Origin of the sequence: Paracholeplasma brassicae, from assembly GCF_000967915.1 — a bacterium.
Lineage (GTDB): Bacteria > Bacillota_I > Bacilli_A > Acholeplasmatales > UBA5453 > Paracholeplasma > Paracholeplasma brassicae.
In genome coordinates, this window is sequence record NC_022549.1 from 980,925 (window position 1) to 993,633 (window position 12,709).

Genomic DNA, 12,709 nt, shown 5'->3' on the forward strand with positions numbered 1-12,709 from the left:
CCTCCCAATGATAAAAAATAGACAGAACATTTTATTGTTCTGTCTTTAGTTTATTTTTAAGCTTCTAAAGCATCTTTTCTTGATAAATCAATACGGCCTTTATCATCAATGCCAATGCATTTAACTAAGATGATATCACCAACTGAAACAATTGATTCTACCTTCTCAACTCGTTCTTTAGCAAGTTTTGATACATGGACAAGTCCTTCAGTACCTTTCCATAACTCAACAAAACAACCAAATTTTTCAATTCTGACGACTTTACCTTCGTAGATTTCACCAATTTTGGCTTCTCTAACTAAAGACGCAATCATTTCCATCGCTTTATTGATCCAAACGGTTTCTGAATGCATAATAAATACGCGTCCATCTTGTTCAATATCGATCTTGACTTGGTTACAGTCTTCAATGATTTGGCTAATGATTTTACCACCAGCACCAATAACGTCTCTGATCTTATCAGGATTAATACGCATTGTTTTCACTTTTGGCGCATATTCTGATAATTCTGGTCTTACTTCATTAATGGTTTGCATCATATGTTCTAAGATGTGTAAGCGTCCAGCTTTTGCTTGTTCAAGTGCTTCTTTTAAGATTTCTTCGGTTAAGCCATCAATCTTGATATCCATTTGAAGGGCAGTAATACCATTTTTCGTACCTGCTACTTTAAAATCCATATCACCAAAGTGGTCTTCTAAACCTTGAATATCACTTAAAACAGAGTAATTATTGTCGTGCATGACTAATCCCATTGCAATACCAGCAACCGGTGCAACAATTGGAACACCTGCAGCCATTAAGCTCATTGTACCAGCACAGATTGATGCTTGCGAAGATGATCCGTTTGATTCTAAGATTTCAGAAACAACACGGATTGTGTATGGGAATTCTTCTTCGTTTGGTAGGACTTGTAATAATGCTCTTTCACCTAAGGCACCATGTCCAACTTCTCTTCTGCCTGGTGACATGTATCTACCAGTTTCACCAACAGAGAATTGAGGGAAGTTATAATGTAGCATGAAGCGTTTATTTGCTTCTTCACCAAGACCATCGATGATTTGGTTTTCACCGAGTGAACCAAGGGTAGTTACACTTAGTGCTTGGGTTTGTCCTCTTGTAAATAGGGCAGAACCGTGTGCTCTAGGTAAAATATCCGTACGACTGTCAAGTGGTCTAATTTCGTCTAATTGACGGCCATCAGGTCTTACTTTATCAACAGTAATTAATCGTCTAACCTCATTTACTTCGATATTTTCTAAGGTTTGTTTGACGGATTTCATATAGAGTTTCTTAGCATCTAAATCAAGAACTTTAACGCCCTCAACTTCTTTAAAGAACCCTTTTTGATCGAATTTAGCAATGGTTTCATCCACTAAATCGTTAATTGCTTTTTGTCTTTCTAATTTACCTTTGATGCTTACCGCAGCAACGATACGTTCTTCAACAAATTCCTTTACTTCTTTTTCAACGGTAGGATCCACAACGAAAATGTCGACTGGTTGTTTTTCTTTACCGATTTCTCTAGCGATTTCTTCTTGGAATTCGCAAAGTTTTTTGATCTCAGCGTGTCCAAACATTAAGGCTTCCAACATGTCTTCTTCAGAGACTTGTTTTGCGCCAGCTTCTACCATGTTGATTGCTTCTTTTGTCCCAGCAACAATTAAATCGATGTCCGATTTTTCAAGTTCTGCGACCGTTGGGTTAATGATGAATTTTCCATCAACGCGACCAACTTGAACCCCAGCAACAGGCATTTTAAATGGAATGTCAGATAGCACAACCGCAAGTGATGAACCGAACAATGCAGTCATTTCAGGTGTTGCATCTGGATCACTAGACATTACAGTGTTAATGATCTGAACTTCGTTTCTAAATCCCTCAGGGAATAACGGACGGATTGGTCTATCAATTAATCTAGATGTTAATGTTTCATGCTCAGAAGGTCTACCTTCTCTTCTTAAAAATCCACCTGGAATCTTACCTGCGGCATATAGTTTTTCAACGTATAAAACCATTAATGGAAAGAAATCCATCGTTGACGGTTCATTTCTTGAAACGACAACAGACAATACGGCTGAATCGCCGTAGTAAATCATTGAACCAGCATTGGTTTGTTTAGCAATTTCGCCATTTTCAACGCGTAATACACGTCCACCAACTGTGGTCTCAAACACTCGTTTAACACTCATAATATAAAAATCTCCTTCATTTTATATTTTTTCTTCTATCTTATATTATCATACCTATTAATTATACAATATTTACGCTTGATTTACTAGAAGAAAAAAAAGATTGCTTACGCAATCTTTTAGCCTCTTAAGCCTAGTTTTGAAATTAACGCTTGATATCTAGCTAAGTCTTTGTTCTTTAAGTAAGTCATCAATCTTTTACGACGTCCGATTTTTTGGAATAGACCTCTTTTTGAATGGAAATCGTGGATATGATTTTGTAAATGCGAATTTAAATCATTGATTTCTTTCGTTAAGATTGCGATTTGAACCTCTGCTGAACCAGTGTCACCATCTTTTGTAGCGTACTCGCTGATGATTGCTAGCTTTTGATCTTTTGTTAGTGCCATAATTGTATTTCTCCTTTACCCGTTAAACTAAAGATTGGGAGGCACCCACAACCCTTGTTTACGACATTATCTATTTTAACACATTATCAAAATAATGCAAGTTAAAAACTTAAATTTTTAAGAACTGTTCGACGTTCATTACAAAGACCGTCGCACCACCTACTTTTACTTCTACCGGAAGCGATGAAAACATACCGAATTCAGATACAATTGAATTTGGGACTAATTTTGAACGCGTCTTACTGTGTTCTTCTATGATTTCTATAATGCGAATAACTTTTTCATCGTTTGTACCAATTAGAAAAGTCGTATTTCCGGTTAATAGAAAACCACCTGTTGTTGCTAATTTGGTTACAAAAAAGTTTTCCTTAACCAATGCTTTTGATACTTTACCCGCATCGTCATTTGAGATAATTGCTAGTACTAGTTTCATATCCAACACCACCTTATATCTAATTATAGCAAAAATAATTAAGTATATCAATTAAATACTAGATAATATTTTGACGTCCTCGATATCTTTTCTAAGCTGGGTCATTAATTCATCTTTTGATTTATACTGTTTTTCTGCTCGTAAGTATTTCTTAAAGAAGATTTCGACGGTTTCGCCGTATATGGTTTGATCAAAGTCAAGAATGTAAACTTCAACTCTCTTTTTTACTGAGTAATTAATGGTTGGGTTGTACCCAATGTTTAGAGCACCCGTGTAGGTTTGTCCTTTGACAATTACCCCAACAAAATAAACGCCATTCGGTGGTAAGACATAAGAGTCCACGTCTAAGTTTGCCGTCGGCATACCTAAGGTTCTACCAACTTTATCGCCATGAATGACCTCACCTCGAATGCTGTAGGTGCGACCTAACAACCGTTCTGCTTTATCAAGTTCACCAGAATAGATTAAGTCTTTGATGTAGGTCGTTGATACACGTGTCTCAAGGTGTTTAATGTCGTTTACTATCACAACTTCAAACTCGTCCATCAAGTCTTGAATATGGCCTTTTGCGTGTTGACCAAATCTAAAATCAACCCCAAGTACCAAACGAATGACATTCAGTGATTTTAAAATCCCAATAAACTCTTCTTTTGTGATTGATGCCGTTTTTCGATCAAAATCGGCAAGAAATAGATGATTAACACCACATTGTTCGATCAGTTCAATCTTTTGCTCGATTGAGGTCACTACTTGGTGTTGACTCATCTCTCTTAAGACTTTCATTGGATGAGGATAAAAAGTTAATACCGCAGAATCACTATCTTCGTACTTTAATTTATTAATTAGTGCGCGATGTCCAATGTGTAATCCGTCAAAATTTCCGATGGTCATTGTGAGCGGTTTACGATTAACAAAGGACTCAAAGCGCCCTTTATGTAAAATCATTTTGTTCAATTTAAAACCCCTTTACTCTATAATTGAATGATTGGTTTGTAAGTCTTTCCGTCTTTAATGTAAATTGCTATTGCGACATTAAAGTTATTCTTTACTAAAATCGGTCCGTCACTCGTGGTTTGTCTCTCATCTAGTCTGATGCCATTTCTAACAAGTTTACTCAAATAATCACTTAATATGACTTCATCTAATGTCTTTGCATAATCCTCTAAAGAAAGCGAGGGTATCGTGAGTTCATTGACGTCATCTAATGTGTAGGCATCTTTTAAATCAAACTGACCTGAGGCGGTTCGATTTAAAGAAGATAAATGCGACGGTATGCCAATTAACTGTCCAAAATCATTTGCAATACTACGGATGTAAGTGCCTTTTGAGACAATGGATTTAAAACCTACGGTATAACCAAAGTCATCTTTTGTAAACGATGTACATTCAAAAGACTCGATCGAAATCGGTCTTTTTTGGACTTCAACGGTCTGATCTTTTCGAGCGTATTCGTATAATTTTTTTCCATTGACTTTGATTGCTGAATGCATTGGCGGTAACTGTGTTTCCATCGCCTTAATTTGATCAATTGCTTCATTAATCTCTCTTTTTGAGAGTTCAAATGCCTCAGATCGTAAAATTTCGTTACCAGTAAAGTCATAACTATCCGTACTATAGCCAATTTTGATTGTTCCTGTGTAGGCTTTTTTTTCAGATAACAACAAATCAGATAACTTTGTGGCTTTGCCCACCAAAACCACAAGCAACCCTGTGGCCATCGGATCAAGTGTTCCTGCATGTCCGATTTGTCTAGTCTTCAGTTTTCTTCTTAATATATTGACAACGTCATGCGAGGTCATGTCTTTTTCTTTATTTATTAAATAGATTCCATCCATCGTTAATCACCGTTACAATTATACACCATTATCATAGATAATTAGACAAAAACTCCTCATTTTGTGTATAATATTTTCTAAGGGGTGTTTTTATGCGTATTTACCAAAAGCAATTTAATGAGCTTACAATTAATGAATTATATGATTTACTCAGGCTTAGAGCCAAAGTCTTTGTTGTTGAACAACAGGCTGCTTATCAAGATTTAGATGATAAAGATCAAGAATCGATTCACCTGTTTATCAAAAACGATGAGGATTTGATTGTGTCTTATGTCAGGGTCTTACCTCGTGGGTTGAGCTATGAAACAGACGCTTCGATTGGACGAGTCGTAACCGATCCAGACTACCGAAAAAATAAATACACTAAAGCGTTAATTTCTCAAGGTATTCAAATTATACTTAATGAGTTTAAGACGCGTACGATCCGTATTTCTGCTCAAACGTATTTAATCGATTATTACAGCTCCTTTGGTTTTAAAGTCGTCTCTGAGGAATATTTAGAGGACGGATTACCACATAAAGAAATGCTACTTGAATAGAAAAAAGCAACAATTCCTCCGAATTGTTGCTTTTTAATTAATTATTTAAATGATTGAATCCATTTCCAAACGTTTTCTTTTGGAGCAAAACCACTTTGACGTCCGACTTCAACGCCATCTTTAAATAATACAAGTGTTGGAACACTTGTGATTCCATAAGTTTCTTTAGCAAGTGCACGATAGTTATCGATGTCAACTTTAACCATAGGAACATCTTTTTGTTCTTCACTCAATGCTTCTAATTGTGGCATTAACATTTTACAAGGTCCGCACCATGTAGCAAAGAAATCCACTAATACAAATCTGTCTTGGCCAATAACTTCGTTAAAATCCTGACCTTCATAAGCTTTAAGCATAATTAAACCCCTCCATTTATTATCTTTACTGCCTTAATTATAAAGCATGTAAGGTGAATATTCAAGGCATAAGCAACTATTTTATTTCAATGTTACGACGGTGACGCCATTAAGTCCTTCACCCTCGACACCAGGACGATGTGATTTCACGTAAGGTGAACGTTTTAACGTTTCCATGACCGCTTTTTTTACGGCGCCTGTCCCAAAGCCGTGAATAATAATCACTTGATGTATGGCATTTAAACTTGCCGTATCTAAGAACTTATCAACTTCTTCATAAACTTCTTCGTATCTGAACCCTCTTAAATCAAGTGTCATTTTGGCCTCTGAGAAGGTTTTTGTTGTAACCGTCGATTTCTTAACTTCTTTTGAGGTAATTTTAGGTTTTTGCGATTTCGTTAGATTTGAGGCTTCAAACTCTAGCTCGAAGACACCAAATTTAACCTTATACCTGTTTTTATTTACACCAGTTATTTGACCGGTTTGGTTGTAAGATTTAATGTGTACGTAATCGCCTCGTTTAAACGTTTTAACTTCCTCGTTAGTTGATATATCGTCTATTCCGAGTTGTTTTAAATTGTATTTTAAATCCGCTACCTCATGATCTTTTAATGTCTGATCTTCGAGTGTTTTAATTAATTCACTTGCACGTCTTCTGACATCGATTAGCTCTTTGTCTGCCTTGTCTTTGACCTCTTTTAGAATTTTATCCTTATCTATCTCGATTTGCCTTGTTTTTTTGTTCATAAGCAACGATTTGGTTTTCTAATTCAATCAGACGTTTGCTTAATGCTTCTTCTTTTTCTTTGACTAAAAGTGTCTCTTCTTCAAACAGCTTGACTGTTTTTGATAAGTCAGAGTCTTTATCTTGCATGTAATTTCTTGCAATTTCGATTACCTTTAAATGAATGCCTAAACGTTCTGCAATAATTAAGGCATTCGATGAACCAGAAATACCAAAATTGATATGGTACAGTGGTTTTAAGGTCTCTAAATCAAACGCCACACTCGCATTTGAAATGTGTGGGTGTGTGTATGCGTATAACTTTAATTGTGAATAGTGCGTTGTTACAATCATACGTAAATCATAAGGTTCTAAGTAATCCAGAATCCCCATCGCGAGCGCACTACCCTCGATTGGATCAGTTCCGCTACCTAATTCATCAAACAACACAAGAATGTTATCGCGTGCAACGGACAAGATGTGTTTTATTTTTGTCATGTGAGACGAGAAAGTCGATAACGATTGAACGATTGATTGTTCATCCCCTATATCGGCGTAGATGCCATCAAACAATGAAAGTGAACTTGTCTCCTTCGCAGGAACTAAAAGCCCTGATTGAGCCATTAATGATAGTAAACCGACCGTTTTTAAACCGACCGTCTTACCACCGGTATTTGGACCGGTAATCATGATGGTTTTCTTTTCTTTATCTAAGGTTAAATCGATTGGTACGACGTTTTTAGGATCCAATAACGGGTGCCTTGCTTTGACAAGATTAATGTAACCCTCTTCATTGATTGAAACTAAATTTGCATCAATGGATTTAGCATATTTCGCCTTTGCTTGTATAAAATCAAGTCTTAATAAAGAAGCTAAATTATCTTCAAGAGGGTCAATATAATCCGCAAGAAACTTAGATAAAGCAGTCATAATACGAAGAATCTCTTGTTGTTCGTCAAAAACGAATCGTTGTATTTTTAAAGTCACTTCGACGGTTTCGATTGGCTCGATGTAACAAGTCGTTCCACTGCTTGACTCGTCTTGAAGTATCCCTTTAAATGCGTGCTTGTATTCTTTTTTGACGGGTAAGCAATAACGGTCATTTCTTATGACGATGACGTTCTCATTTAACATTGAACTTTTTTTAACTAGAATCTGATTCAACTTTTCTTTTCTTGATTGTTCTAATTTCTTAATTTCTTTTCTTAGTTGATTTAATGCATCTGATGCTGTATCTAATACAACGCCATCTGGATCAAGTATTGACTCAATCTCTTTTTTAACTTCTTTTAACGGGTCTAAACCTTCAAATAAAGACCGTAACGATTCATAAACGATTTTAAGTTTTACAAACTCTTTTTCTTGCAATATAACGTCTTGAGTCATTGAAATAAAAAGCCGAAGTTGTAAAACATCCGTAATTGATAACACGCGATTTAATTTTAGTGAATTCAATATAGAATCGATATCAAAATCGTCGATTAAAGCGAACGACCCAATACGATAAATAACGTTTAATGCTTCATTGCTTTGAAGCAATTCATGTTTTACCTGTTCAATCGATTTATAGGGCGTTAAGTCCATAATCTCTTTTTTTATTGTTTGGGTATAGGCATATTTACTAATTTCGTTTAGTATTACATTGAATTCTAATGTTTTAAGGGCATAACTCATTTTATCACCACTTACATTTTAACAAATTTTATGGTATAATGATATAGAAAAGTGGGTGATTTTAATGCCAAATTATAGTCTAAGTGTTTCACAAGAGCAATTGAGTGCACTTTTAAACGAATATAAGACTTATGAAAAAGAAAATAGTAACCAGTATATCTTGTTTCAAGCTTCAAAAGAAGGTGTACTAATACAAGGTTACAAAAGTGGCAAAGTAGTACTTCAAGGGGATTATCAGAATGAACTCGAATACATTAAATCAGTATTGGGGATAGAAAGTTATCAAGCGGTTGGATCAGATGAGGTTGGTACAGGTGACCTTTTTGGACCAATCGTCGTTTGTAGCTGTTTTACTTCTTTAGATGATATCAAGTATCTTGAATCACTTGGTGTAAGGGATTCTAAGAACATGACGGACAACCAAATCATCAAATTAGGTCCGATTTTGGCAAAGAAGTTGATTCATTCTATATTAATCCTAACCCCTGAAAAATACAATGAAATGATTCGTAAGGGATTTAATATGAATAAAATAAAGGCTTATCTACATAATCAATCGATCTTAAAGACGGTTGAGAAATTAGAAGGGGACGTACCGGTCATCGTTGATCAGTTTTGTGACCCTAGTGTCTATTTCAATTACTTAAAAGGGGAAAAGTCCGTATTTAAGAAAATTGAATTCTATACAAAAGCTGAATCAGTCCACATTAGTGTGGCTGCAGCATCGATCATTGCAAGGTACGCATTTTTAGCAAAAATGCAACAATACTCTAAATTTATCGGTGTTAAGTTATTAAAAGGTGCTGGTGCTGAGGTTGATCGTCAATTAATTGAAATCTATCGTTCAAGAGGCTATAAGTCCTTAAGACCAATAACAAAACTTAATTTTAAAAATCTAACAAAAAATAATGTTTTACCACCATCAAGATTATCTTAACCAATGAAAAGAGTTAAACCGAAATTCGGTTTAACTCTTTTTTATTTATAAAGTTGACTGATGCTAACTGCCTTTTGCCAACCTTGATAGAGACGTTTGGCGTTTTTTAATGACATTTTAGGCGTAAATAACTGTTTGATAACGGCTTGTTTCGCTATGATTTCCAATGATGGAAAAAAACCTGTTTTAAGTCCTGCTAAGTACGCAACACCAAGTCCTGTTACCTCAGGTGTCGCAATTCGTTTTAACGGACATCTAAGCAAATCGGATTGAAACTGCATTAGGTAGTTATTGTTAGAAAGACCACCATCAATTCCAACGGTTTCAAGTGGTATTTCGGTATCTGATATCATCACATCTACGACATCCTTAACTTGATAGCCAACCGCATTTAAGGTGGCTCTAACAATGTCTTTTTTATCAATGTCTGCTGTAATACCAAACATCGTGCCACGGACATCGGTATCCCAATACGGTGCACCTAAGCCAACAAATGCAGGGACAAAATATAAATCATGAGTGGCATCCATTGCCAATTTTTCCGACTCTTCCGCTGTTTTTATCACTTGAAGTTGATCTCGTAACCATTTGACTGAACTACCCGCTACGAATATTGACCCTTCAAGCGCGTAGGTCACTTCATCATCAATTTGCCAAGCTACCGTAGATATCAATCCCTTTTTTGACATATGAACTTTATTTCCAGTGTTCATAAGAATAAAACAACCGGTCCCATAGGTTACTTTCATCTCACCAGGATTTAATGCTAAATGACCAAATAATGCGCTTTGTTGATCACCCAATATACCAGTAATAGGTACACCATTGTAATAACCAAATAACGAATTTGATGGACAAACCTCTGGTAACATGTGCTTAGGAATGCCCGTTAAATCGAGTATTTTTTGATCATATCGCATTTGGTGAATATTATAAAGCATTGTTCTTGAGGCATTACTGACGTCGGTTTTAAATGACTTCCCACTGGTAAGACGATATAGAATATAAGTATCCATCGTCCCAAAATAACAGTTAGTTAAGTCTTTGTTTATGTGTTTATCTAATAAATAACGTATTTTTGAGGCTGAAAAATACGGATTAATTACTAGTCCAGTGCTTTTCTTTATGTAGGGCTCAAAACCTAGTTGTCTCCAAGATTCACAGATTTCTTCTGTGTGTTTGGATTGCCAACTAATCGCGTAGTCCAATGGGATACCTGTTTGATCAAATAAAACAGTCGTTTCACGTTGGTTTGTAATACCAATTGCCAATACTTCGTCATTAATCGCATATTTAAACGCTTCATCTAAGCACCATCTAACCGTATCATATACAACCGATGCATCTTGAAGTACTTTAGCCCCATCGTATAGTTGATTAAAATCTTTTTGGAAGATTTGTTGAATTTGACCTTGTTCATTGATGATTAGTACCCGTGAACTTGTCGTTCCTTGGTCAATTGAGAATAAGAACTTTCTCATAAGCTATCAATCCAAGTTTTTATATCTGTTAAAACCTCATTTTGATTTACTTCATTTAAAATCTCATGAAAGTCATTTTCATATATTTTAAGTAGTTTTTTCTTTTGAGGTAGTTTATGGAACATCGCTTCTGAGAATTTGGCAGGAACAATTTTGTCAAGTTTTCCGTGAAGGATTAAAATAGGTTTTCGATTTAAATGATGCTTCGCCTTTAAATGTCTTACCCCACGGACAAACATTTCACCAACCAAACGTATTGAAAATGACTTTAAGACTAAAGGGTCATTCATGTAGTTGGTTTCAATGTCTTTGATGTGTGACAACTTGCCATAAGAAAGCTCATTTTTCTTATAGATAAAGCCAAAATATCTAAATCCTATAAATCTTAGTAATGATACGTCCTTTATAAAATCGGTCGGTGCTCCACTAACAATGCAGGCATCAAAATCATCATAGGTAATCATATATAAGTGTGTAATTAAACCACCCATGGAGTGACCTAGTAAAATATTTTTCACATGATTTGAGTGGTACTTATGAAACAATTCGTGTATATCATCTAAAAATACTTCATACTTATTGATGTAGCCTCGTTTCCCTTCGGATTTACCGTGACCTCTTAAATCAAAAGTGATGACTGAATAGCCATTAGCGTTTAAAAATCCTACCACATGATCATAGCGTTTGCTGTGCTCAGCAATCCCATGGACAATGAATATTCGTGCTTTTTCATTCTCAACAAAATGTGTTTCATGATAGATTTGCATAAGTAATACCTCCATAGTCTTATTATAATACAAGTTTGCTAAAAAAAATAAAAAGCAGGCAAAATTGCCTGCTTAATCGATAAATTCGAACTCATATTCAAAGATACGAACATTATCACCGTTTTTTACACCAGCGTTTCTTAGTGCTTCATCCACACCATAGCTACGCAATTGTCTCGCAAAACGTTTCACATTTTCATCTCTTGTAAAGTCAGTTTTACTAAATAATCTAAATAACCCATCACCTGTGATGTTATAAACGCCGTCTTCCCCACGCTCAATCGTAAAGAAGTTTTCTTCTTTATGTTTGATGTAGTTCATGTGAAGATCTTTTACTTCAAATTTTGGCGTCTCTTCGACCAATTGCATGGCACGATGACAAAGTCTATCAAGGCCTTCACCAGTAATTGATGAGATTGGATATACTTCGTATGATTCACCAATTTGTTGCATAAAATGGCTTAACTTTTCATTAGCCTCAGGCATATCCATTTTAGATGCCGCAACGATCATCGGACGTTTTAATAAGTCCAAATTATAGCTTTCTAGTTCTTTGTTGATTATTTCAAAATCACTAAATGGATCTCTGTCTTCGAGTGAATCCATTTCAACAACGTGTATAATGACTCGGCAACGTTCAATATGCTTAAGAAACTGAATACCTAAGCCAGCACCAAGTGACGCACCTTCAATTAAACCAGGTAAATCCGCCATGACAAAGCTTTGATTTGGACCTTGATAAACTAAGCCCAAATGTGGCTGTAGCGTTGTAAATGGATAGTCTGCAATTTTTGGTTTCGCTTTTGAAACACGTGAAATCAACGTTGATTTACCGACGGATGGAAAGCCAACTAAGCCGACATCAGCAAGTACTTTTAATTCTATTTTTAATTCTTTTGACTCACCTAGATCACCACGTTCACAAATTTCAGGTGCAGGGTTTTTGTGCGTTGCAAACGCAACGTTACCACGACCACCTTTGCCACCTTTAGCCACCGTTAGAGTTTGTCCATGTAAAACCAAATCACCTAGTAAAAGGCCGGTTTCATTGTCATAAACCGCGGTACCAACTGGTACGCGAATGTATGTGTCTTTGGCATTCTTTCCATTTTGACTTTTAGACATACCATTTTGCCCGTTATCGGCACTAATGTGTTTGTTATAAGCCAAATCAAGTAAGGTAGACATCCCTTCATCTGCAGTAAAAATTACGGTTCCACCATTACCACCGGTTCCCCCGGCTGGTCCACCGTACTCAACGTATTTTTCGCGTCTAAATGCAACGATACCATCGCCACCTTTACCGCCTTTAACTTTTATGACTACTTCATCTTTAAACATGATTCCACCTCTTTAATTGAAAAAAAAGGATAAGTCAACTTATC

The 12,709-nt window shown here is 35.8% G+C and carries 13 protein-coding genes; 2 read left to right on the forward strand and 11 right to left on the reverse strand.

From position 1 onward, the window contains the following. Nucleotides 1-56: 56 nt before the first annotated feature. The 5 genes from BN853_RS04550 to truB form a co-directional block, all read right to left on the reverse strand. Nucleotides 57-2,189 (reverse strand): polyribonucleotide nucleotidyltransferase, encoded by a 2,133-nt coding sequence (locus tag BN853_RS04550; RefSeq protein ID WP_030004777.1) that lies wholly within the window; start codon nucleotides 2,187-2,189, stop codon nucleotides 57-59. A gap of 119 nt (nucleotides 2,190-2,308) precedes the next feature. Further along, nucleotides 2,309-2,578, reverse strand: a complete 270-nt coding sequence (gene rpsO, locus BN853_RS04555; protein ID WP_030004778.1) for a 30S ribosomal protein S15 — start codon at nucleotides 2,576-2,578, stop codon at nucleotides 2,309-2,311. Between the two features lie 109 nt (nucleotides 2,579-2,687). Beyond that, entirely contained in the window at nucleotides 2,688-3,011 is a 324-nt protein-coding gene (locus tag BN853_RS04560; protein WP_030004779.1) for a cyclic-di-AMP receptor, read from the reverse strand. A gap of 51 nt (nucleotides 3,012-3,062) precedes the next feature. Further along, complete coding sequence (locus tag BN853_RS04565) at nucleotides 3,063-3,956, reverse strand: bifunctional riboflavin kinase/FAD synthetase (protein ID WP_030004780.1); 894 nt, start codon at nucleotides 3,954-3,956, stop codon at nucleotides 3,063-3,065. Between the two features lie 26 nt (nucleotides 3,957-3,982). After that, nucleotides 3,983-4,846 carry a tRNA pseudouridine(55) synthase TruB gene (truB, locus tag BN853_RS04570; protein WP_030004781.1) on the reverse strand — a complete coding sequence of 288 codons (864 nt, stop codon included), beginning with the start codon at nucleotides 4,844-4,846 and terminating at the stop codon, nucleotides 3,983-3,985. Between the two features lie 92 nt (nucleotides 4,847-4,938). Between truB and BN853_RS04575 the strand changes: the two genes are divergently transcribed. Continuing rightward, on the forward strand, nucleotides 4,939-5,385 hold the full coding sequence (locus BN853_RS04575) for a GNAT family N-acetyltransferase (RefSeq protein ID WP_030004782.1): 447 nt from the start codon (nucleotides 4,939-4,941) through the stop codon (nucleotides 5,383-5,385). Nucleotides 5,386-5,426: 41 nt separating this feature from the next. On the opposite strand, the gene trxA is transcribed toward BN853_RS04575, so the two are convergent. The 3 genes from trxA to BN853_RS04590 form a co-directional block, all read right to left on the reverse strand. Beyond that, complete coding sequence (trxA, locus tag BN853_RS04580) at nucleotides 5,427-5,741, reverse strand: thioredoxin (RefSeq protein ID WP_030004783.1); 315 nt, start codon at nucleotides 5,739-5,741, stop codon at nucleotides 5,427-5,429. Between the two features lie 81 nt (nucleotides 5,742-5,822). Then, the gene (locus BN853_RS04585; protein WP_030004784.1) at nucleotides 5,823-6,488 is read right to left on the reverse strand and encodes a Smr/MutS family protein; all 666 of its coding nucleotides are present in this window, start codon (nucleotides 6,486-6,488) and stop codon (nucleotides 5,823-5,825) included. After that, complete coding sequence (locus BN853_RS04590) at nucleotides 6,454-8,139, reverse strand: endonuclease MutS2 (RefSeq protein ID WP_030004785.1); 1,686 nt, start codon at nucleotides 8,137-8,139, stop codon at nucleotides 6,454-6,456. Before BN853_RS04590 ends, BN853_RS04585 begins: the two co-directional genes overlap by 35 nt. Before the next feature lie 64 nt (nucleotides 8,140-8,203). On the opposite strand from BN853_RS04590, the gene rnhC reads away from it, so the two are divergent. After that, the gene (rnhC, locus tag BN853_RS04595) at nucleotides 8,204-9,076 is read left to right on the forward strand and encodes a ribonuclease HIII (protein ID WP_030004786.1); all 873 of its coding nucleotides are present in this window, start codon (nucleotides 8,204-8,206) and stop codon (nucleotides 9,074-9,076) included. Nucleotides 9,077-9,117: 41 nt separating this feature from the next. On the opposite strand, the gene BN853_RS04600 is transcribed toward rnhC, so the two are convergent. From BN853_RS04600 to obgE, 3 genes are all read right to left on the reverse strand, one after another. Continuing rightward, complete coding sequence (locus tag BN853_RS04600; RefSeq protein ID WP_030004787.1) at nucleotides 9,118-10,557, reverse strand: FGGY family carbohydrate kinase; 1,440 nt, start codon at nucleotides 10,555-10,557, stop codon at nucleotides 9,118-9,120. Then, nucleotides 10,554-11,324 carry an alpha/beta fold hydrolase gene (locus BN853_RS04605; protein ID WP_052591247.1) on the reverse strand — a complete coding sequence of 257 codons (771 nt, stop codon included), beginning with the start codon at nucleotides 11,322-11,324 and terminating at the stop codon, nucleotides 10,554-10,556. The genes BN853_RS04600 and BN853_RS04605 overlap by 4 nt, the downstream gene beginning before the upstream one ends. 72 nt (nucleotides 11,325-11,396) lie before the next feature. Beyond that, the gene (gene obgE, locus BN853_RS04610; protein WP_030004789.1) at nucleotides 11,397-12,665 is read right to left on the reverse strand and encodes a GTPase ObgE; all 1,269 of its coding nucleotides are present in this window, start codon (nucleotides 12,663-12,665) and stop codon (nucleotides 11,397-11,399) included. Nucleotides 12,666-12,709 lie beyond the last annotated feature (44 nt).